This window comes from Streptomyces sp. NPDC050658, assembly GCF_044457025.1.
Classification (GTDB): domain Bacteria; phylum Actinomycetota; class Actinomycetes; order Streptomycetales; family Streptomycetaceae; genus Streptomyces.
In genome coordinates, this window is sequence record NZ_JBITGM010000004.1 from 73,280 (window position 1) to 92,941 (window position 19,662).

Consider the following 19,662-nt stretch of genomic DNA (forward strand, 5'->3'; position numbering starts at 1 on the left):
TTCTCCCTAAGTCCTGTCCCTAAGCCCTGGAACGCTGCTGCGCATGCGAGCCCCGGCGGGAGCGGTGCTTGGAGGCGACCTGGCCGACGAGTTCCCAGAAGCACACCAGCGCGGTGATCGGCGGAACGCCGAGGGTCACGAAAGCCAGCGCCGAATGCGACGAGTGACTGACGCACAGGGCCACCGCCATGGCGGACGTCACCAGGAGGACGCCCCAGGAGCGTCGCGCGGGCTGGTGCTGGACGGTCGCCCGCAGAATCGAGAGCGCCGCCACGAACCACGGTCCGTACACGGTCAGCGGCCACCACTGGGCCAGCTCCGTCGGCAGGATGTACTCGGCGATCGTACGGAGCTGGCCATAGGTGTACGTGATGGACCAGGCCAGCAGGCAGGCCGCGCACACCGCGATCGCGGCGAACAGGACCGTCACCTGGCTGATCCGCCGGGCGGCCACGAGGAACGGCGGCTTGCGCCGCGTACGCCTGCGGTCGACGCGTGACGGCGGTTCCTGCGCGGGTCCGGCGGACGGCTCGGGGCCCGATGCCGCGGCCAGCATCTCGGCCAGCTCCTCCTCCAGGTCCCGGCGGGTCAGCGTGGTGTCCGGGCCGCCTGCACCCCAGGTCTGCTGGGCGGGGATGGGGACACCGCCGTACGGGTCGACCGTGCCGGGCTCCGGACTGCGCGCGTATCGCGGGCCGTAGGAGTGCTGCCCGTTGCTGTACCAGTCGTCCATGCATCGTCCTGATCTCGTTGAAACATCATCCGACAGGCCGAAAATGCTTCCGCCACCGGTCAACCCACGTACGGCAGGTACGTCGCCGGTTGGCGGAAGAATCCTTTCTCCAGCCCCTTTCACGTCCGCATAACGAACGAGACCGGAAAGGGGGTGTCAGTCGATGGAGTGATCAAGTCGCCGCACGAGCGACCGGGCGGACGCGGGGTGGGCCTTTCGGGCACGGCCGAAACGCATGGTTCGCGGGCACGGGGGCGGCCTAGCGTTCCAGTCGGCAACAGACCAGAGAAAACAGGGGGAATTGCACATGCGTACCAAGCACAGGTTCCTCGGTGCGGCTGCCGCGGCGGGACTGCTGACCGCGGGCCTTTCGGCCGGTGCGGCGGACGCCCGGCCGCAGGGCGACAGCGGCGCGGACACCAGGTTCGTCCTGCCCAAGACCGCACCGGCCGGGGCCGAGGCCGCCGCCGCTGCCTCGCCGACGGTCTCTCCGTCCGCTCCGTACGTGTACGTGCCCCGAGGGCAGGCGACGACCTGCAAGAAGGGGAACTTCTGCGCGGCCGCGTGGGACAGCCGCAAGGACAAGTGGAAGGTGTACAAGCTCTACAAGTGCCGCACGTACTCGCTGTCGCACTGGAAGGGCAACGGCGCCTACTACAACAAGCAGACCGGTAGCCGGGCCACCGCCACGTTCTACGGCCAGTCCGGGAACAAGCTGAAGACCGTCCCCATCGGCGGCCACAAGTACCCCTACAACTGGAACCCGGTCTGGAAGATCCGCAACTGCTACTGAGCCTTCCAGGAGGCCTCGTTCCAGGAGGCCGAAGGCAGCCGCCCCACCTCGATGCGACGGTCGGGGAACATCGAGGCGAGACCCCTGTCCTGCTCCCGCGCACCCCGCTCCTCGAGCCGCCTCCGTCCGCCCGGCAGGGCGGCGAGGATCCGGTGGTGGACGGTGTTGCTGACCAGCGCGAGGAGCAGGGCCCAGGGGATCCGGGGGCGAAGTCCCAGTTCGCGCATGCCTGTTACGCCGATGAAGGCCGTCAGGATGCTCGACTTGCGGGCCCGTTCGTAGCGCTGGTGGAGCCGTTCGACGGCGGGACTGCGGTGGCCGAAGTCGCGTTCCGCCTCCGCGTCCAGGGTGCGGCTCGCCAGCGCTCGGCCGGCCTCGGTCTGGTCGGCCGCGGCCAGCAGGATGTGGTAGTTCCAGCGGTGCCTGACGTTCTCCACGTCGGTCAGCCAGTCCGGTGAGACTCCCATGAGCCGGCCGACGTACCGCCACAGGTGCATGAGGTCGTCGCGCTGCCGGCGGGTGAGGGGCACGCCGAGCCCCAGGCAGCCGACGATCACCGTCGTGTCGAAGAGCCCCAACGTGCCCGCCTGGTCGGCCTGGTTGATCGGGTGGCCCCAGCGGTCGGTGTCCCAGCGGTCGGCGAAGCGGGCGTTCACCAGGGCGTGCATGATGCGCACATGGACCGTGAGGCGCCAGCCCTCGGCGCCGGGGCGGAGGCCTCCGGGGCGGGTGACGGCGTGGGTCCATTTCTGTGTCTCGCCGAGCCGTCGCAGCGCCTCGCCGCCGGACAGGGCGCCGGTCAGGACCAGCAGGTCGGCAGGTCCGCCGAAGCGGTAGCCGCCGACCAGCGAGAGCAGGGTGAGCACGTCGCCCGCGTTGCGGCCCATGGAGCGGAATACCGCCGCGCCCCGTTCGACCCGGTCCCAGTCCACCCAGTCGGGGACGGTCGTGGAGTGGACGAGCAACTCCTTGAGCGCAGGCGGCAGTTCAGGGGCCACGTCCGGGGCCGCGCGCAGCGCCTCTGCGATCCCGGCGTGCGTGACGCGGCCGGGGTCGCCGCTCGGCCGGCGCATCGCCGCCGCCAACTCGGCGCCCGGTTCGTCGCGTTGGAGGAGAGCGGCCCCGACCCGTTCCATCAGGGCCTCGTCGACGTCCTTGCCGATGTCGGCGAAGAGGAACATCTTGCGGGCGATGCCGTGGCCGCGCTCCTCCGCCTCCCGGAAACGGCTGGGGAAGCGGCGGAGTTCGCGGACCTCGCTGCGCTGCGTCATCTCTTCGTTGTAACGCGAACATTCATTCGCGTGCAATGGGGGCGCTTCTCGCGACAGCTCGGGGGCACCTCCTGGACCGGCCCCGCACCCCCGTGCCCCGCCCTCAGGGCGCGGTGTGCGCCGCCATGACGTGCTTGACCCGCATGTAGTCATCGACCCCGTATCGACTCAGGTCGCGGCCCATGCCCGACTGCTTGTAGCCGCCGTGCGGTGTTTCCGCGGGGATCACCTGATGGCAGTTCAGCCATACGCAGCCGAAGTCGAGTTCGGTGGTCAGCCGCATGGAGCGGCCGAGGTCGGTGGTCCAGATGCTGGAGGCGAGGCCGAAGTCGACGCCGTTGGCGAGCTCGATCGCCTCCTCCTCCGTGTCGAACGGCTGGACCGTGACGACCGGGCCGAAGGTCTCCCGCTGCACCACGTCGTCGTCCTGCCGGACCCCGGAGACGACGGTGGGCGGGAAGAAGTATCCAGGGCGGTCCAGGCGGGCGCCGCCGGTCTCGATCCTCGCGTGCGCGGGGAGGTTCGTCACGACGGACGCGACGCGGGCCGTGTGCGCCGCGCTGTTGAGCGGGCCGTGGAAAACGCCCTCCTCGTCGGGTGCGCCGGGCCGTGTGTCGCGTGCCGCCTCGACGAGTGACGCCAACAGGGCGTCGTGCGCCTCGCGTTGGACCAGGACGCGGGTGAGCGCCGTGCAGTCCTGTCCCGCGTTGAAGAACGCCGCGTCGGCGAGGGCGCGGGCTGTGCGCGCGGGGTCGACGTCCGCGAAGACGATCGCCGGAGCCTTGCCGCCCAGCTCCAGGTGGACGTTCTTGACGTCGCGCGCCGCCTCGGCCATCACCTCGGAACCGGCACGGGTGCTGCCGGTGATGGCGACCATGTCGACGTCCGGGTGGGCGATGAGCGCCCGCCCCGTGTCACGGTCGCCGCAGACGATGTTCACGACGCCCGGCGGGAAGGCCTCCTGGGCGAGTTCGCCGAGCAGCACGGTCGACCAGGGGGTCGTGTCGGACGGCTTGAGGACGACGGTGTTGCCGGCGGCGAGGGCGGGGCCGAGCTTCCATACGGCCATCATGAACGGGTAGTTCCAGGGCGTGACCTGGGCTACGACCCCGACGGGCTCACGGCGGACGTAGGAGGTGTGCCCCTCCGCGTACTCCGCCGCACCGATGCCGTCCAGGACGCGGGCCGCTCCCGCGAAGAACCTCAGCTGGTCGGCTCCGCGCAGGATTTCGACGGTCCGGGTGGTCTCGCGCGGCTTGCCCGTGCTGCGCACTTCGGCGTCGAGGAGCCGATCGGCGTGCGCCACGACGAGGTCGGCGAGCCGCAGCAGCGCCGCCTGTCGGCGCGCCGGGGTGCTGCGGCGCCAGGCGGGCAGGGCGCGGCGGGCCGCCGTGACGGCCGCGCCGACCTCGGCGGCCGACGAGCGGGGGGCGGTGCCGTAGAACTCCTCGGTCGCCGGATCGGTCAGCTCCATGCGGTCCGCGACCTCGACGGCGCGGCCGTCGACGATGTTGTGGAGGGTGAGGTCAGACATGGGCGCTCTCCTTGCGCACGGAAGAGACGGTGACGCCGGGGGCGAGCCGTCCTTCGGTCACCTTCAACTCAAGCAGGGCGGCCTTGCCGCTGGCCAGGGCCCGTTCCAGGGCAGGCTCGAACTCCTCGGTGGCGGTGACGGTTTCGCCGTGGGCGCCGAAGGCACGGGCGTACGCGGCGAAGTCCGGATTGCCGGGGGCCGTGCCGCTGACCCGGCCGGGACAGGACTGCTCCCGGTGCCGGCGGATCGTGCCGTACTGGGGCTCGCCCCGTGCTGGTCCTGGCACTCTGACGCGGACGGGCACGCGATGTGGGGCCCGACCAGCCGGCCAGTGCCGCAGTGGACCCGGCCGGGCGCCACGCCCGTGGAGACCCTCGGCCGGCAGGGGCACGGCCACTGAGGGAGGCGGGGGGGCGGGCGTCAGCGTCCGGTCGCGCCGTCGGCCAGTTCCCGCAGGATGTCCGCGTGGCCCGCGTGCCGTGCGGTTTCCTCGATGAGATGGGTCAACGTCCAACGGCGGGACGGGCCTTGACCGCCGCCGTGCCCGGCCGGGCGGGGGCCCGGCTCGGTGAGGTCGTCCCAGAGGGCGATCCTCTCGTTCGCCGCCGCGTTGGTCTCCCGGTACACGGCGACGACGTGCTGCGCGGTGTCGTCCGGGGCGGCGTGGAACGTGGCCTTCCAGTCGGTGACCTCGTGGCCGAGCAGCCAGTGGCGCTCCACGTGGGTGAGGTGCCGGACCAGGCCGAGCAGATTCGTCCCCGACGGTACGCCGGGGGCGCGGGCCTCCGCTTCCGGCACGCCCCGCGCCTTGGCCGCGACAGAGGCACGGAGGTAGTCGAGGAAGCCGACGAGTACGTCCTTCTCGCCGGGGCCGGTGGACGGTGGGCCCGCGTCGCGCTTGCGCCCCGCGCTCATCGCCGTACCCCCCGATCTGCCGTTGCAGCCCGCCGGATGACCAGAACGTGGTCGACGACGGTCGCCGTGCGGCCGCCGGGGCCGGTGGCCTGCCGCTCGGGGGCGTCGGCGCGCTCGATGGACCACTCGGCGGGGTCGAGCGCCAACTCCTCGGCCACTTCGCGGGGCGTCGGGTGGCGGACGTCGGGGTCCTGGTTCCAGGACCAGGGCGCGGTGGAGCCATGGTCGACGACGGCGAGCAGGCCGCCCGCGTTCAGGGACGCGGCCGCGGTCCGCAGCACGTGCGCGCGGTCGAGGGCGAACGGGGTGTGCAGGTACTGCGCGGAGATCAGGTCGAAGGTGCCGGTGGGGAAGTCCGCGGAGAGGTCGAAGCGGCGTGCCGTGACGGATGCGCCGATCCGGTCGGCCCGCTGTTGCAGCGCGCGCACGGCTTCCGCGGAGATGTCGACGGCGGTCGCGCGCCAGCCCCGGCCGGCGAGCCACAGCGCGTCGCCGCCCGGCCCGCAGCCGAGGTCCAGCGCGGTGCCGGGCGGCAGCGGGCCCGCGATCTCGGCGAGGCGCGGGTTCACCCTCGCCGCCGGTGCTTCCGGGGCGCGTCGGCCGTAGATCTCGTCCCAGAAGACGGAGGCTCGATCTGCGGCGGCTCGATCTTGAGTGCTCATGGTGTCCTCGCAGGAAGTCGTTCGGTCCGTACGGGCCCCACCCTCGCGCCAGCCGCCGCGAACGGCACGGAAACTTGCCGTTGTGGCATGCTCGGCGTCGTGGCTGACGACACGGATCCGGTCCTTGAGGCGGTAGGCCCCCGACTGCGCGCCCTGCGCAAGCAGCGCGGACTGACACTGGCCGAGGTGTCGGCGGCGACCGGCACTTCGGAGAGCACCTTGTCCCGGCTCGAAGGCGGCGGACGGCGGCCGACGCTGGAACTGCTGCTGCCGCTGGCCCGTGTCTACGGGGTCCCGCTCGACGATCTCGTCGGCGCCCCGCGCACCGGAGACCCGCGCATCCACCTGAAGCCGATCCGCCGCCACGGCATGACGTTCATCCCGCTCACCCGCCGGGCCGGCGGCGTCCAGGCGTTCAAGATGCTGCTCCCGAGCCGCCCGGAACCGGCGGAGCCGACGCCGCAGACCCACGACGGCTACGAATGGGTGTACGTCCTCAACGGGCGGCTCCGCCTGCTGGTCGGCGACCGCGACATCGTCCTGTCCGCGGGAGAGGCCGCCGAGTTCGACACCGCGTTGCCGCACTGGCTCGGATCGGCTGACGGCAAGGCGGTGGAGACACTCGTCCTGTTCGGCCCGCAGGGCGAGCGGGCCCACGTCCGCGCGCGCACCGCGCGGTAGTTCAGCCTTCGGTGTCCCGCTGGTGTCCCCTGCGGGCATCACGGTCGAAGATGCCGAGGATCTCGCAGGGGCCGCCCTCAGCACCGATGGCGTGCGGCAGCATCGTGGGGAACTCGGCGGCCTGATTGGTCTCCACACGGAAGCGGCGGTGACCCAGCATCAGGATCGCCGTACCGGACAGGACGACGAGCCATTCGCGGCCGGGGTGGGCGCGCATGCGGGCGGGGTTGTCCGGCGGCGGCTCGGTCATCCGCTGACGGACCACACTCATCCCCGGCTCTCCCTTGATCGGCCAGCGCATCAGGCCGTGGGCGCCGTCGATCACGGGACTGGTCACGACGTCGTCGGAGGCCGTCTCCACGAGCTGGTCCAGAGTCGTGTCCAGGGCACGGGCAAGCGTGACGAGCTGGTCCAGGGCGAGGCGGCGCTGCCCGTTCTCGATGCGGCTGAGCGAGGACTGGCTCAGGTTCGCGCGGGTGGCCAGCTCGTCCAGGGACCAGCCCTGCGCGACCCGCAGGGCGCGGATGCGCTTGCGTACGAGGCTGTCCAGATCGCCATTGTCTTGCTCCATAGGCAACATCGTATGCCCTGGATGCAAAGCGGGCTGAGCGTTGCGAGCACCGGCCGGTTCAAGACCTCCCGGCCTTCACGCCGCCGGTTCGACACCCCCGGGGCGCCGCGGACCCCGCTCGCGAGGGCATCGCCACCGCCGTCGTGGCGGCGGAGGGAACGGGCGCTCACCGGGACGCGCTGCTGCACGCCGGGACCCGGCGCAGGCGCAGGACCGGCCCCAGCCCGGCCAGATTCCGCATCCCCCGGCGCCATCGGCCGATGGGAAGCTGAGCACACACCACTGGGGCGGTGGAGCCGGCGCGTAGCCCCTGGGCTGCCGGGGGCGTTGAGCAGCGTACGGAGAAGAAGGCAGTACGGGTACTCGGCAGAGGGACAGGGCCGTGGAATGCGATCGGGAGCATGGGCAGGACGTCCGTCTGGGCGGGCTGCTGCGTGAGGTGAGACGCCAGGCTTCGTGCGAAACCGGCGCGGACGTCGGCGATTTGCTGTGCTGGCTGCACCGGCAGACCGGCGTCGACGCCGCCGTCGTCGCGGACGGCGCGGTGGAGTCGTGCACGGCGGACTTTCCGCGGGAGGCGCCGGCTCGGCTGGGCGGGCTGCTCGCGCGCCTGTCCGGTGGGCAACTGGCCGCGGCCGCCACCCAGGCCGGGTCGCTGCATGTGCGCTGCGAGGCGCTCGGGCCGCACGCGCCCCGGCCGGTGCTCGTGGTGGTGGCCCGGTCGGAGCCGACCTCCCAGACCGTCGCGCTGATCTCGCACACCGGCAGCGTGCTGGCCCTGCTGCGCCGTGCCGCGCACAGCGACCGGGCCCGACACGAGTACCACGACAAGGCGCGGCAGTTGCGGTTCGCCGTGCTGCACGGGCTGCTCGCGGGCGGGCCGCTGCTGGCCCGCCGGATGACGACCGGGACCGTGCCCCCGCTGCTCGACGCCGATCGGCTCCGCATCCATCTGCTGCGCTGTCCGTCCGCCGACCGCGACCGGATCACGCAGGCCCATCAGGATCCGTCGGGCTATCACGGCACGGCCCTGATGGTGCACTGCCCGGTGTTCAAGGACCACTTGATCTGCCTCGTCGCGGAGGACGACGGCACGGACGGCCACGGCGGCGGCCCGCCCCAGGGTGTGGGCGCGACCCTCCGTCGCCTGGTCCGCGACAATCCCCGCTACGCGCTGGGCATCAGCGACGTCCAGCCTCTGCACGCGACCGCCGAGGCCTACACCCAGGCCACCCACGCGCTCGCCGCCGCCCGCACCACTCCCGACCGCGTCGCCTTCCACCACGGCAAGTCGCCCCTGACGGACATCCTTCCCGCGCAGCCCGCCATCGCCTGGGCCCGCGCCTTCCTGCAGCCCCTGGACTCCGCCCCGAAGGCCAGCGCCGACATCACCCGGCTCGCCATAACGATGCCCCGCTCCGGCGTGGCCCGGCTGCTCGGCCTCAGCCGCAACACCGTCACCGCGCATCTGCGGCACGCGCAGCAAGCCCTCGGCCAGGACCTCGCCGACGTCCGCACCCGCGCCGCGGTCCACCTCGCCCTCACGCTCAGCGGCTCCCGCGAGGGCCTCGACCCCCAGCCCCAACAGCCGCCCGCCCTGGACGACTTGCTGAGCACCGAGCAGGCCGCCGCCTGGGCCCGCGCGATCCTGCGCCCCCTCCAGGCCCGGCACCGGCGCACGCTCCAGGCGTGGATCGACGCCAACGCCGACGCCCAGGAAGCCGCTCACCGCATGGACATCAGCCGCAACACGGTCCGCGCGCATCTGCGGACCGCCGAGGCCGCCCTCGGGCTCGACCTGCTGACCACGAGCAACGGCACGCATGACGTGGTGCACGCCCTGCGCATCGCCGCGGCCCGCGACATCTGAGCAGCGTGCACAACCCGGGCCCGGAATTGAGCACCGTGCACATTGGTTCCGGGGCGCGGCGGCTTCTAGCGTGGAGGGGAACGCCGTAGCGGACTATTCGGGGGAAAGCCTTGCTGCGTATGCACTTCACTGTGGGAGATCTGTCGCGCACCAGAGTCGCCGACGGGCCTGACCCGCTCTGGGAAATCGTCCTGAGCATGCATCAGCTCCATGAGAGAAGGCGGACGGCGCGGACCGGCGCCCCGGTCCGCCCGTGTCCTGACCGCACACGGGCGTTGCGGATGCTGACCCCGCTGATGCCGTCCCGCGGCTACTTCCCGGACTTCCTTACGCCGGGGGCGGCGTCGGGCGGGCTCGAGAGCGGGATCGACGCCGTGCTGTCCACTCCGAAGCAGCGGCTGCGGGGCGAACTCTCGCTGCTCGCAGAGCAGAACACACTGCCTTCCTGGACCCGGCTCCTCGCCGACGGCGACAGCGACACGCTGCACTGGCTGGGCCGCGCCCTGCGCGACTACCACGAGTCCGTCCTGGGACCCCGGTGGCCGGGCATCGCGGCCCGCGTCGAGGCGGACCGGCAGCACCGCACGTCGGTGCAGTGCCGCGCCGGGACCGAGGCGATGCTGCACACGTTCGGGCCGATGCTGCGCTGGCAGCCGTCGGTGCTGACCGCCCACTACCCCGTTGACAGGGACGTTCATCTCAACGGGCGTGGGCTGCTGCTCGTCCCGTCGTACTTCTGTCGTCGTACGCCGGTCGCCCTCCTGGACGAGCAGTTGCTGCCGGTCCTGGTCTACCCCGCCCGGCTGCCCGTCCCGGAAGAGGCGGCCACGCCGCACTCCAGGCTGGCGCCGCTCCTGGGGCACACGCGTGCCGCCGTACTGGAAACGCTCCAGGAACCCCGCACCACCACCGAGCTTGCGCAGTACGCAGGGGTCTCGCTGTCGTCGGCCAGCGAGCACGCGGCGGTCCTGCGCCGGGCCGGACTCGTGGCCAGCGTGCGGGTGCGCCAGCAGGTCAGGCACATACTGACGCAACTGGGCGCTGATCTGCTCGGGGCGGGTGCCGGCCGGGGCTGAGCGCTGTCGTCGTACCCGGATGCGATACGAAGTCTTCTGTGAACGATGCGAACGATGTGATCGATGCGAACGAGAAGCCTTCTGCGAACGGACAGAACCAGCCCGCGACCGTGCGCGTCTTCATCGCGCTCGCCCCGCCCGACGACGCGAAGCTGGAACTGGCACAGGCGCTCGGTCCGGCCTACGACGCGCATCCGCGGATGCGGTGGAACCGCATCGAGGACTGGCACATCACCCTGGCCTTCCTCGGCGAGGTCCCCGTCGCGGCCGTGGCACTCCTGCGTACGCCGCTCGCGCGCCTCGCCGCCGCCCGGAGCCCGCTCACGTTGACGCTGCGCGGCGGCGGGCATTTCGACGAGCGGGTGCTGTGGAGCGGCATCGGCGGGGATCTCGACGAGCTGCACCTGCTCGCGAGCGAGGTGCGTGCCGTGGTCACGGACTGCGGCCTCACCCACACGGACCGGCCGTTCCGCCCGCACCTGACGCTGGCCCGCGCCCGCCGGGACACACCCTCGTGCGCGGTACGGGCCGCGGACGGCCTCGCCGACTTCACCGGCCGCCCCTGGCGGGCCGAGCGACTCCACCTGGTCGCCAGCAACACCGGCCGCGGTCCGGGCCCGATCCGGTACGGCGATGTCGGCGCCTGGAACTTCGGGGACCTCGGGGCTGCCGGCTGAAGGCGGACGCAGGACCTGCCCTAGAGGTCGGCGAACATCCCGGGGTCGTAGGAGCCGCCCCGCATGCGGGCGATCACACCGAAACGGTTGGCGGCGTTGATCATGGCGACCAGGCAGACCAGCGCGGCGACCTCGTTCTCGTCGAAGTGCTTGGTCACCTGCTCCCAGGTCTCGTCGGACACGCCCTGGTGGGCGTCGGCGAGCCGCGTGCCCTCCTCGGCGAGCGCCAGCGCGGCGCGCTCGGCCTCGGTGAACACCGTGGACTCGCGCCAGGCGGCGACCAGATTGAGCCGCAGCGAGGTCTCGCCTGCGTTCGCGGCCTCCTTGGTGTGTACGTCGACGCACCAGCCGCAGCCGTTGATCTGGCTGGCGCGCAGCTCCACGATCTCCTGGAGGGCCCTGGGCAGCGTCGATTCACGGATCGGCTGTCCGACGGCGTAGAAGCGCTTGCCGACCTTGGCGCCGAGCTCGTTCGTCATCAGGTTGAAACGGGGTTCCATGGCGTGGTCCTCACTCATGCTCGTTGTTGCTCACTCGCTGTTGCTCACTGACGAACACGAGATGCCGGTGCCCCGCTCCCCGTGACAGGGGCCGCCATGTGACGTGCGCCACCGAAGCGAGATGTCACACGGCATCGGCGCCCGGCATCTTGTGCGTGTGCACCGATCCATCGCGAACAGACGGGAGCCGGCCATGGGCGAGGGAAACGAGCGGGACCGCATGGACTCCGCCACCGAGGCGTTCGTCGCGCACCGCAATCTGCTGTTCACCGTCGCCTACGAGATGCTGGGCTCGGCCGCGGACGCGGAGGACGTCCTCCAGGAGACCTGGCTGCGCTGGGCGGGCGTCGACCTCGAATCCATACGCGAACCGCGCGCGTTCCTGGTCCGGGTCACCACACGCCAGGCGCTGATGCGCTTGCGTACGCTCCGCAGGCGCAAGGAGTCGTACGTCGGACCCTGGCTGCCCGAGCCGCTGCTGACCGCGCCCGATGTCGCCGAGGACGTCGAGCTCGCGGACAGCGTCTCGATGGCGATGCTGCTGGTGCTTGAGACGCTCGGCCCGACCGAGCGGGCGGTGTTCGTGCTGCGCGAGGTGTTCGACCTGGACTACGACGACATCGCGGAAGCCGTCGACAAGACCCCGGCCGCGGTCCGCCAGATCGCCCACCGGGCGCGCGCCCATGTCGCGGCGCGGCGCCCGCGCGGAGGCGTCTCCCCCGCCGAGGCCAAAGACGCGCTCGACGCCTTCCAACGGGCCGTCGAGACGGGCGACTTGCAGCGGCTGGTCGACATCCTCGCCCCGGACGTCGTCCTGCTGGGCGACGGCGGCGGGGTCGTCCAGGCGGTACTGCGCCCGGTGGTCGGCGTGTCCGAGGTCGCCCCCTTGGTGGCGGGCCTCACCAAGTTCGGCACCGCGGCCTCCCTGACCCCGGCCCAGGTCAACGGCTGCCCGGCCCTGATCCTCCGCCTCGACGGCAAGATCAACACGGTCCTGGCCCTGCGCATCGACGACGGCCTCATCACGGGCCTCTACGCCGTACGCAACCCGGAGAAGCTGTCATGGGTCGAGCGGGAGACGGTGGTCAGCCGCTGAGGGGCCGGCGGGCGGCCCTCGGCCGGCGCGCCAAGCCTTCGGCAGGCGCGAGGGTTCCCTCCAGGCGCGTCCGGATGATCTGGGGCCTGCCCCACAGGGCGAGGAGTTCGCCCGCGACGGCCACGCTCGGTGCGGGGTCCTCCTCGCCCCGCAGGGTGATGGCTGCCGCCAAGAGGGAGCGGGGAACGGCCTCGGCGTCGAGGAGGACGCGCCATTCGCGGGGGCCGAGTTGCAGGAACTCCAGGTGCGGCAGGCCGGCTATCTCCAGCGGGTCGGCGAGGGTGTCGGGGTAGGCGGTGAGCGTACGCAGTCGGGGCAGTCCGGCGACGGGGGCGAGGCTGAGGGGCGCCGCCTCCCACACGCCGACGCACAGGACTTCCAGACCGGGGTGAGCGGCCTCCGCGATGCTCTGGAGACTGGCTGCGTTGACCCTGGCCACCAGCGGCGGCTCCCCGTGAGCGGGGCGGTGCTCTTCCTCCCTCTCCCTGTTCAGGACCAGGTCCGTGAGGGAGTCGGCGATGAGTTCGGCGCCGATGTTCCCCTCATGGCCGATCAGGATGATCTGCCCTATGTGGCCGCGCGGGCCCGGTGTCAGATCGACGGCCAGCCCGTCGCCGCCGCCGTTCTCCCCGAAGACGATCCAACCGGGCGAGCCGGCCAGGCCCTGTACGGCGGCGTGGGGCGGGGTGTCGACCGCCTCCGTGGCCGCGAACTCCCAGTGGTGGTCGCGGGTCGAGGAGCCGGCGACGTACAGCCGGTCCACGGGGGCGAGTTCGCAGCCGACCGCCTCGCAGAAGCGGTCGGCCGTCTCGCCGTCGTCACAGTCCTCCCACCACCGGCCCCGCGTCACTCCGTAGAGCACGCGCAGCTCCTCGGGCAGTGCGAAGCCGAGGCGTGCTTCGACCTGCGCCAGCTCGTCCTCCGTGGCGCCGATGGCGTCCGGCAGCCGCTCCCGGAGCGTCCGCTCGAGCAACTCCGGGTCCGCGGAAGGGGCCTTGACCGCGCCGGGCGCCGGATCGGGGAGGCGGCGCCAGGGCTCGGAGAGGGCGCCCTCGACCAGGATCAGCGTCCCCGGATGCGAGTTGCCCGTCCCGGACACCACGGCCGGGCTTGGCCCGCGAAGACGGAGCGCGGTCTCCCCGGTGGGTTCGATCTTCGCCGTGAACCAGACGTCGTCGACACCGGTGTCGGCCACGGCGCTCCGCACCCGCTCCACGGTCTTCAGCTCCTGCGGCGTCGCCTCGCGCCGCAGGGCGAGATTCCAGCTGTCCCGGCCGATGCGCCCGGCCAGGCGGGTGGGCGCGGCAGTCGGCCGCTCCGACTTGGCGGCCAGCATGAGCTCCAGTACCGGCCCCCAGGTCGCGAAGTCGTGGACCGAAGGCACGGCGGGGTTCCGATCAACCATGAGTCGACCGTACGGGGCGCCACTGACAACGCCGCCCCGGAGCACCCGGCGGGTGCATACGGGACGGCGTTCCGGATGCCGGGCCGGCTGCCGGCCGAGGGTCAGCGGGCGACCCGCCAGGTGCGTGTCTCCGTCAGGAGGGCACGCAGCGCGGGGTCCCGCACCGCGTCCGTCGGGTCGGTGGCGCGCACCGAGACGGTGTGCGCGCGGCCGTCGGCGGGCACACCGAGCGCACGCGGCGTCGGTCGACTCGCTTCGCCGGCAGCGGACTTCACGGGGCGGCCGTCCACGGACCAGCGCAACTGGACACCGTGCGCCGCCCGCACGCTGATCCTCTGGTCGCGGCGGACTTCGCGGTCCGTGGAGGTGGCGCCGACGAGCACGGGCGCGTGCCGGTGGAAGCCCGCGATCATCGCCTCGCGCCCCGGCAGATTGAACTCACGGCCGAGGGTGCGCATGATCGAGTCGTCGGTGGGCCGGTTGAGGCCGTGCGCGTAGTAGCCGCCGCCCTCGTACGCCCCGACCGTGCCGCCGTCCGGCGAACTCTCGCCGATCCAGCGGTACCACTTCTTCTGCTGCGCCGACATCTCGTCGGCCGACAGCTTGCTGAGGTTGGCCTCGCCGGGCTCGGCCCCCGGATAGGTGCTGGTCTCGTCGTACCAGTACTCGTCGGCGAGCTTGCCGAAGGAGTGGCCCGTCTCGTGCACGACGACCTGGTCGGACTCGGCGTTGTCCGACGACGCGGTGGCGATGCCGTCGTAGCCGGACGGGGAGCTGATGGCGTTGTAGCCCGCTCCCCCGTACTTGGTGGAGTTGCCGAGGACGATGACGAGGTCGGGGTCGGCGGCCTTCGACGCGTACGCCTCGACCTTGTTCTCGTCGACGCACAGCAGCCGCTCGATGTCGTCGCAGAAGAAGTACGAGCCGAGGGCGGTGTTCTTGACGACGTCGCTGGTCGGATCGCCGGAGACGCCGGAGTCCTGAGAGACCGCGTCGACCGTCCAGACGTTGAAGAGGTCCTTGTACGAGGCGTAGGGCTCGACCGCGGAGACCTTCTCCCATTTGGCGCGGGCGTCGGCGTGGAAGTCCTCCTGCTGCGCCGCGTCGTAGCCGTCTCCTATGAAGACGACGTCCACCTTCTTGTCCACGGGGCCGTTCTCGACGATGGGCGTGACGTCGCCGTCACCCTTGATCGTGGACTTCTCCCTCGGGGAGAGCGGGGCCGCGGCGGGTATCTCGGTGTGGCGGGGGTGGCCGTCCGGGCCGGTGAAGTGCTCGACCCGCTGGGTGGGTTCGGGGCTCGGGGCCCCGTCCGTGCCCACGGCGTTCGCTCCGCCGGTTGCGGCGAGGGCGAGGGCCGCGGTGACTCCGACGCCGAGGGCGACGCGGATGCGTCCGCGGGCGGCGGAGGGGTGCCTGGACGCGTGCCTTGACGTGTGTCTGCGCATGGGGGTGCGCCTCCCGAAGTCCGGTGTATAAGTGGGGGGTTAAGTCGAGTTAAGGCGTGGCTCAACGTAGGGACTCATGGGGCGTTTGGCAATGGGCATGCCAGATGTGGCGCCAGGGGCGGGTGAGTTCACGCCGCGTCCGGCAGAACCGACAAAGGGGCAGCAGTGGAACGCAAGAGCCCGCAGGGCCCGGTGACCGACACCCCGGCCGCGATCGGCCGCCGCGTCCAGCGGATGCGCAGGGAACGCGGCCTCACCCAACGGGAGTTGGCCGAGCCCGCCTACACGCCCGCGTACGTGTCCACGCTGGAGTCCGGGAAGGTGCGGCCCTCAGAGGCGGCGCTCCGGCACCTCGCGGGGCGCCTCGGCATCGACTTCGAGGAGCTGGCCACGGGCCGCCCGCCGCACGTGGCCGCCGATCTGCGGCTTCGCCTCACCGACGCCCGGCTGGCCCTGGCCACCGGCGATCCCGCGGACGCCGCCGCACTCTTCCGCCGGCTGCACACCGAAGCCGCACAAGAGGAGTTGGTGGACGAACAGGCCGCCGCGCTCCTCGGCCTCGGCGACTGTCTGCTGGAGTGCGGCGAACTCACCGAAGCCCGTGACCAGTTCGCCGCGGTCGAGCGGCTCCTGGCGGACGAGCCGCTGCCCCGCCGCGTCCCCGCCGTCCGCGGCCGCGCCACCGTCCACCTGCTGACCGGTGAACTCCGGTACGCCTGCTACCTCCTGGAGTCCACACTCGACGAACTCAACGCCTCGGGCCTGCCCGACCCCGACTCCCTGCTGCTCCTCTACACGGCGGCCATCGCGCCGTACATGGACATGGGAGCCCACGCCCGCGCGGCACACGCCGCCGAACTCGCCCTGGCGCTCGCGCCCCGCGTCAGCGATCCGGCGCTCGTCGCCGCGATGCACCGCGGCGTCGCCCGCACCCTCATCACCGAGGGCCGGATCGCCGAGGCCGACGCGTCGCTGGCCAAGGCGCAGGACCTCTACCGCCAGCTCCAGATCCGCACCGACCTGGCGCACTGCCACTGGATGCGGGGCTATGTGCACGCACAGGACGGCAACCTCGAACGCGCCGAGCACGAGCTGCGCATGGCGCGCGAGATGCTGGCGTCGAAGCGGGCCGCGCTCTTCACCGAGCAGGTCGAGGTGGAGCTGGCGGATGTGCTGCGGCGGCGCGGCAGGACGGACGAGGCGCGGGCGCTGCTGCATCCGCTGCTGCACGCGGACGAGAAGGCCGGTTCCCTGCGGGCGGGGCGCGGCGCGGTGCACGCGGCCGGGGCACACCGGCTGCTGGGCCTGATCGCCGAGGACGACGGCGACACCGAAGCCGCCGAGCGGCATTACCGGTCCGCGCTCCCCCTCCTCCAACAGGCCGACGCGGCAGGGGACTTGGCGGACCTCTGCCGCCTCCTGGGTGACCTGCTGCGCCGCCTGGGCCGGGTGGAGGAGGCCCTGGACACCTACCGCACGGGCCTCGGCCACGCGGCGGCCCCCGGCACGACGACACTCGGCCCGGCGCCGACCGCTCCCCCTGTGTGCCGACAGCTCCCCCTGCGTGAGGGCGTCCGCTAGCCGAGCGCGAGCATCGCCGCGGCGACCTCGTCGACCGCCGCCCCGGGGATCGCGGTGGAGGCCTCCGCCAGGACGAGCAACCGCGCTCCGGGGATCTCGCGGGCGATGGCCTCGGCGTTGCCGACGGGGAAGAACGGGTCGCGGCGGCCGTGCACGACGAGCGTCGGGAGCGCGATCCCGGGCAGCCGCTCGCGCCAGCGGGGCCTGCAGTCGAGCTTGGAGAAGACCATGCCGAGCTGGTTGGCCGCCTGGACCGCGGGGGTGGTGCCGGGTGTGCGGTCCCAGACACGTGCGGCGGCCGCCCGCGCGGCGGCGGGGTCGTTGCCGAGTACCTCCGCGCCGGCCGCGGCGAACTCCGCGATCGCCTCGCGGTCGGTCCAGTCGGGCATCGGCCGCGCGAAGAGCCGGCCCATCACCGCCTGGTCGTGCTCCGGGAGGTCGTCGTCGGCCGGACCGGGCGCGACCGCGCGGGTCCCGGCCAGGGTGAGCGCCGAGAACGCGGCCGGATGGTCGAGCGCGGCCACCTGGGCGACCATGCCGCCGACACCGATCCCCGCGAGGTGCGCGGGTCCGCCGCCCAGCTCCGCCACGAGGGCCGCCGCGTCGGCGGCGAGGTCGCGAAGGGTGTAGGCGGGCGCGTCCGGGTCGGCCGTCGTCGACTCGCCGCTGTCCCGCAGGTCGTAGCGGACCACGCGGCGCCCGCCCGCGGCGAGCCGCTCGCAGAGCGCGTCGGGCCAGGAGAGCATCGTCGTCCCGCCCGCGAGCAGGATCAGGGGTGCGTCGTCGTCGCCGAAGGACTCGACGCCCAGGGCGACTCCGTTGGCGTTGATGGTGGCCATCCGGCCACGGTAGCGGGAACCCCCGACAGGGGCCGGGCACTCCGACGGTCTTCGCCTCCGTTGGCGGTCCCTGGGCCGGCCGGGAGCGATCCCGGTACCCCCGGGGTCCAGCACGTTAAGGTTAGGCTAACCTTGCCTTTGTGAAAGCTGGTGATCATGAAGTCGGCGTCCCCCGTCAGCGGGGGCACGACCGTACGCGTGGGCATGAACTGACTGCCGAAGACGTGACCGTGGCCTACGACGGTGTCGACGTCGTGCACGGCGCTGCCGTCTCGCTCAAGCCCGGTGAAGTGACCGCGCTCGCGGGACCCAACGGCAGCGGCAAGTCGACGCTGCTGCGGACGCTCGCGCGGCTGCAGAGCGCGCGCACGGGCACGCTGACGATCGACGGGGCGGGCGACACCGCCACCGACGGCCTCGCCCTGACCTCCCGCCAGTTCGCGCGGCGCGTCGCGCTGCTCACCCAGGCACGCCCCACGCCCAGCGGTCTGACCGTGCGGGACGTCGTCGAGTTCGGGCGCTATCCGCACCGCGGCCGGTGGGGCGGCGCCGATCCCGGCGGCCGCGACGCGGTGGACCGGGCGCTGCGCATGACGGGTGTCGACGACCTCGCGGGGCGTGGCGCCGACCAGCTCTCCGGCGGGCAGCTCCAGCGCGTCTGGCTCGCGAGCTGCCTGGCCCAGGAGACCGGCGTACTCCTCCTCGACGAGCCCACGACCTATCTCGACCTGCGCTACCAGGTCGAACTCCTCGACCTCATCCGTGATCTGGCGGACGACCACGCCATCGCCGTCGGCGTCGTGCTGCACGACCTCGACCAGGCGGCGGCCGTCGCCGACCGGATCGCCCTCCTGCACGCCGGGCGGATCATCGCCGACGGCGCCCCCGAGGACGTACTGACACCGGAACGCCTCACCGACACGTACGGCATCCGCATCGATGTCGACACCGACCCGCTGACCGGCCGGCTGCGCACCCGCGCCATCGGCCGGCATCACACCCGTACCGAAGGGCTCCGCACCACCTCATGAGACGCCACCTCGTCATCGCTGCCGCCGCCACCGCCGCGGCCCTCTCCCTCACCGCCTGCGGAACGACCGAGTCCGCCGACGACGGCAAGGACAAGTCCGCCAAGAAGATCGAGCTGACCGACGCGTCCGGCGCCAAGGTGACGCTCGACGGCCCCGCCAAGCGGGTCGTCGGCACGGAGTGGAACGAGGTCGAGAGCCTCGTGTCGCTCGGCGTCGACCCGGTCGGCGTCGCCGATGTGAAGGGGTACAAGACCTGGGACTCCGTCGTCCCGCTGAAGAACACGCCGAAGGACATCGGCACGCGCGGCGAGCCGAGCATGGACACCATCGCCTCGCTCAACCCCGACCTCATCGTCGCCTCGTCCGACCTCTCGGCCTCCGCGATGAAGCAGCTGCGGAAGGTCGCCCCCGTCCTGCAGATCCAGTCGGCCGACGCGTCCGACCCGGTCGGGCAGATGACGGAGAACCTCGACCTGATAGCCAAGGCGACGGGTACCGAGAAGAAGGCCGCCGCCGTCAAGAAGTCGTTCGAGGCGAAGGTCGCCGAGGGCAAGAAGGCGCTCGCCGAGGCCGGTCACGCCGGGACGGAGATCGCCTTCGCCGACGGGTACGTCGCCTCCAACCAGGTCTCGATCCGCGCCTACACCGACGGCTCGCTCATCGGCGCCGTCAACAAGGAAATCGGCCTGAAGAACGCCTGGAAGGTCAAGGGCGACAAGGACTACGGCCTCGCCACCACCGACGTCGAGGGGCTCACGGGCCTCGGCAAGGGCGTCCAGTTCGCCTACATCGGCGGCGAGAGCAGCGGCGACCGCAACCCGTTCGCCAAGGACCTCCCCAAGAACTCCGTCTGGAAGTCCCTGCCGTTCGTGAAGGCCGGCGACGTGCACCAGCTGCCCGACGGCATCTGGATGTTCGGCGGCCCCGAGTCGATGGAGGCGTACATCGACGCCGTCGTCGACGCCCTGAAGAAGTAGCG

20 protein-coding genes are annotated in these 19,662 nt (G+C 72.2%); 9 read left to right on the forward strand and 11 right to left on the reverse strand.

What is annotated here, in order from left to right:
• Nucleotides 1–19 precede the first annotated feature (19 nt).
• Nucleotides 20–733, reverse strand: coding sequence for a DUF2637 domain-containing protein (locus tag ACIBKX_RS15930; RefSeq protein WP_363274652.1), 714 nt, complete (start codon nucleotides 731–733; stop codon nucleotides 20–22).
• Nucleotides 734–1,040: 307 nt separating this feature from the next.
• On the opposite strand from ACIBKX_RS15930, the gene ACIBKX_RS15935 reads away from it, so the two are divergent.
• Complete coding sequence (locus tag ACIBKX_RS15935) at nucleotides 1,041–1,526, forward strand: hypothetical protein (protein ID WP_363274651.1); 486 nt, start codon at nucleotides 1,041–1,043, stop codon at nucleotides 1,524–1,526.
• Here the strand turns inward: ACIBKX_RS15935 and ACIBKX_RS15940 are convergent.
• The 5 genes from ACIBKX_RS15940 to ACIBKX_RS15960 all read right to left on the reverse strand — a co-directional run bounded on the left by ACIBKX_RS15940 (nucleotide 1,520) and on the right by ACIBKX_RS15960 (nucleotide 5,908).
• Nucleotides 1,520–2,797, reverse strand: a complete 1,278-nt coding sequence (locus ACIBKX_RS15940) for an oxygenase MpaB family protein (RefSeq protein WP_363274650.1) — start codon at nucleotides 2,795–2,797, stop codon at nucleotides 1,520–1,522. The genes ACIBKX_RS15935 and ACIBKX_RS15940 overlap by 7 nt on opposite strands.
• Before the next feature lie 103 nt (nucleotides 2,798–2,900).
• On the reverse strand, nucleotides 2,901–4,331 hold the full coding sequence (locus ACIBKX_RS15945; RefSeq protein ID WP_363274648.1) for a gamma-aminobutyraldehyde dehydrogenase: 1,431 nt from the start codon (nucleotides 4,329–4,331) through the stop codon (nucleotides 2,901–2,903).
• Nucleotides 4,324–4,635, reverse strand: a complete 312-nt coding sequence (locus ACIBKX_RS15950) for a thiamine pyrophosphate-dependent enzyme (protein ID WP_399375795.1) — start codon at nucleotides 4,633–4,635, stop codon at nucleotides 4,324–4,326. Before ACIBKX_RS15950 ends, ACIBKX_RS15945 begins: the two co-directional genes overlap by 8 nt.
• A 116-nt stretch (nucleotides 4,636–4,751) precedes the next feature.
• The gene (locus ACIBKX_RS15955) at nucleotides 4,752–5,246 is read right to left on the reverse strand and encodes a DinB family protein (protein ID WP_363274645.1); all 495 of its coding nucleotides are present in this window, start codon (nucleotides 5,244–5,246) and stop codon (nucleotides 4,752–4,754) included.
• A complete protein-coding gene (locus tag ACIBKX_RS15960; RefSeq protein ID WP_363274644.1) occupies nucleotides 5,243–5,908 on the reverse strand; it encodes a class I SAM-dependent methyltransferase in 666 nt (221 codons plus the stop codon). The genes ACIBKX_RS15955 and ACIBKX_RS15960 overlap by 4 nt, the downstream gene beginning before the upstream one ends.
• A 99-nt stretch (nucleotides 5,909–6,007) precedes the next feature.
• Between ACIBKX_RS15960 and ACIBKX_RS15965 the strand changes: the two genes are divergently transcribed.
• Complete coding sequence (locus tag ACIBKX_RS15965) at nucleotides 6,008–6,589, forward strand: helix-turn-helix domain-containing protein (protein ID WP_399375796.1); 582 nt, start codon at nucleotides 6,008–6,010, stop codon at nucleotides 6,587–6,589.
• A 1-nt stretch (nucleotide 6,590) separates the two neighbouring features.
• On the opposite strand, the gene ACIBKX_RS15970 is transcribed toward ACIBKX_RS15965, so the two are convergent.
• A complete protein-coding gene (locus tag ACIBKX_RS15970; RefSeq protein ID WP_399375797.1) occupies nucleotides 6,591–7,160 on the reverse strand; it encodes a helix-turn-helix domain-containing protein in 570 nt (189 codons plus the stop codon).
• A gap of 439 nt (nucleotides 7,161–7,599) precedes the next feature.
• Here ACIBKX_RS15970 and ACIBKX_RS15975 point away from each other — a divergent pair, with 439 nt between their 5' ends.
• From ACIBKX_RS15975 to thpR, 3 genes are all read left to right on the forward strand, one after another.
• On the forward strand, nucleotides 7,600–9,030 hold the full coding sequence (locus ACIBKX_RS15975) for a helix-turn-helix domain-containing protein (protein WP_363274641.1): 1,431 nt from the start codon (nucleotides 7,600–7,602) through the stop codon (nucleotides 9,028–9,030).
• Between the two features lie 281 nt (nucleotides 9,031–9,311).
• Complete coding sequence (locus tag ACIBKX_RS15980) at nucleotides 9,312–10,106, forward strand: DUF5937 family protein (protein ID WP_363274640.1); 795 nt, start codon at nucleotides 9,312–9,314, stop codon at nucleotides 10,104–10,106.
• Between the two features lie 56 nt (nucleotides 10,107–10,162).
• Complete coding sequence (thpR, locus tag ACIBKX_RS15985; RefSeq protein ID WP_363274745.1) at nucleotides 10,163–10,783, forward strand: RNA 2',3'-cyclic phosphodiesterase; 621 nt, start codon at nucleotides 10,163–10,165, stop codon at nucleotides 10,781–10,783.
• A 20-nt stretch (nucleotides 10,784–10,803) separates the two neighbouring features.
• On the opposite strand, the gene ACIBKX_RS15990 is transcribed toward thpR, so the two are convergent.
• On the reverse strand, nucleotides 10,804–11,283 hold the full coding sequence (locus ACIBKX_RS15990; protein WP_363274639.1) for a carboxymuconolactone decarboxylase family protein: 480 nt from the start codon (nucleotides 11,281–11,283) through the stop codon (nucleotides 10,804–10,806).
• Between the two features lie 193 nt (nucleotides 11,284–11,476).
• Between ACIBKX_RS15990 and ACIBKX_RS15995 the strand changes: the two genes are divergently transcribed.
• A complete protein-coding gene (locus ACIBKX_RS15995; protein ID WP_363274638.1) occupies nucleotides 11,477–12,379 on the forward strand; it encodes an RNA polymerase sigma-70 factor in 903 nt (300 codons plus the stop codon).
• Here the strand turns inward: ACIBKX_RS15995 and ACIBKX_RS16000 are convergent.
• Nucleotides 12,369–13,784: an SMI1/KNR4 family protein gene (locus tag ACIBKX_RS16000; RefSeq protein ID WP_363274637.1), complete on the reverse strand. Its 1,416-nt coding sequence runs from the start codon at nucleotides 13,782–13,784 to the stop codon at nucleotides 12,369–12,371. The genes ACIBKX_RS15995 and ACIBKX_RS16000 overlap by 11 nt on opposite strands.
• A gap of 101 nt (nucleotides 13,785–13,885) precedes the next feature.
• Complete coding sequence (locus ACIBKX_RS16005; protein ID WP_363274636.1) at nucleotides 13,886–15,232, reverse strand: M64 family metallopeptidase; 1,347 nt, start codon at nucleotides 15,230–15,232, stop codon at nucleotides 13,886–13,888.
• Nucleotides 15,233–15,466: 234 nt separating this feature from the next.
• On the opposite strand from ACIBKX_RS16005, the gene ACIBKX_RS16010 reads away from it, so the two are divergent.
• Nucleotides 15,467–16,813 carry a tetratricopeptide repeat protein gene (locus ACIBKX_RS16010; RefSeq protein WP_399375828.1) on the forward strand — a complete coding sequence of 449 codons (1,347 nt, stop codon included), beginning with the start codon at nucleotides 15,467–15,469 and terminating at the stop codon, nucleotides 16,811–16,813.
• Here the strand turns inward: ACIBKX_RS16010 and ACIBKX_RS16015 are convergent.
• Complete coding sequence (locus ACIBKX_RS16015) at nucleotides 16,810–17,652, reverse strand: alpha/beta hydrolase (protein WP_363274634.1); 843 nt, start codon at nucleotides 17,650–17,652, stop codon at nucleotides 16,810–16,812. The genes ACIBKX_RS16010 and ACIBKX_RS16015 overlap by 4 nt on opposite strands.
• Before the next feature lie 140 nt (nucleotides 17,653–17,792).
• Here ACIBKX_RS16015 and ACIBKX_RS16020 point away from each other — a divergent pair, with 140 nt between their 5' ends.
• Nucleotides 17,793–18,683, forward strand: a complete 891-nt coding sequence (locus tag ACIBKX_RS16020; protein ID WP_399375798.1) for an ABC transporter ATP-binding protein — start codon at nucleotides 17,793–17,795, stop codon at nucleotides 18,681–18,683.
• Entirely contained in the window at nucleotides 18,680–19,660 is a 981-nt protein-coding gene (locus tag ACIBKX_RS16025; protein ID WP_363274632.1) for an iron-siderophore ABC transporter substrate-binding protein, read from the forward strand. Before ACIBKX_RS16020 ends, ACIBKX_RS16025 begins: the two co-directional genes overlap by 4 nt.
• Nucleotides 19,661–19,662: the final 2 nt, after the last annotated feature.

Excerpts from the sequence above, each read along its gene's own strand:
- ACIBKX_RS15930 (WP_363274652.1), bottom strand. The coding sequence starts at position 733 with ATGGACGACTGGTACAGCAACGGGCAGCACTCCTACGGCCCGCGATAC.
- ACIBKX_RS15935 (WP_363274651.1), top strand. The coding sequence starts at position 1,041 with ATGCGTACCAAGCACAGGTTCCTCGGTGCGGCTGCCGCGGCGGGACTG.
- ACIBKX_RS15940 (WP_363274650.1), bottom strand. The coding sequence starts at position 2,797 with ATGACGCAGCGCAGCGAGGTCCGCGAACTCCGCCGCTTCCCCAGCCGT.
- ACIBKX_RS15945 (WP_363274648.1), bottom strand. The coding sequence starts at position 4,331 with ATGTCTGACCTCACCCTCCACAACATCGTCGACGGCCGCGCCGTCGAG.
- ACIBKX_RS15955 (WP_363274645.1), bottom strand. The coding sequence starts at position 5,246 with ATGAGCGCGGGGCGCAAGCGCGACGCGGGCCCACCGTCCACCGGCCCC.
- ACIBKX_RS15960 (WP_363274644.1), bottom strand. The coding sequence starts at position 5,908 with ATGAGCACTCAAGATCGAGCCGCCGCAGATCGAGCCTCCGTCTTCTGG.
- ACIBKX_RS15970 (WP_399375797.1), bottom strand. The coding sequence starts at position 7,160 with ATGGAGCAAGACAATGGCGATCTGGACAGCCTCGTACGCAAGCGCATC.
- ACIBKX_RS15980 (WP_363274640.1), top strand. The coding sequence starts at position 9,312 with ATGCTGACCCCGCTGATGCCGTCCCGCGGCTACTTCCCGGACTTCCTT.
- ACIBKX_RS15990 (WP_363274639.1), bottom strand. The coding sequence starts at position 11,283 with ATGGAACCCCGTTTCAACCTGATGACGAACGAGCTCGGCGCCAAGGTC.
- ACIBKX_RS15995 (WP_363274638.1), top strand. The coding sequence starts at position 11,477 with ATGGGCGAGGGAAACGAGCGGGACCGCATGGACTCCGCCACCGAGGCG.
- ACIBKX_RS16000 (WP_363274637.1), bottom strand. The coding sequence starts at position 13,784 with ATGGTTGATCGGAACCCCGCCGTGCCTTCGGTCCACGACTTCGCGACC.
- ACIBKX_RS16005 (WP_363274636.1), bottom strand. The coding sequence starts at position 15,232 with ATGCGCAGACACACGTCAAGGCACGCGTCCAGGCACCCCTCCGCCGCC.
- ACIBKX_RS16010 (WP_399375828.1), top strand. The coding sequence starts at position 15,467 with ATGCGCAGGGAACGCGGCCTCACCCAACGGGAGTTGGCCGAGCCCGCC.
- ACIBKX_RS16015 (WP_363274634.1), bottom strand. The coding sequence starts at position 17,652 with ATGGCCACCATCAACGCCAACGGAGTCGCCCTGGGCGTCGAGTCCTTC.
- ACIBKX_RS16025 (WP_363274632.1), top strand. The coding sequence starts at position 18,680 with ATGAGACGCCACCTCGTCATCGCTGCCGCCGCCACCGCCGCGGCCCTC.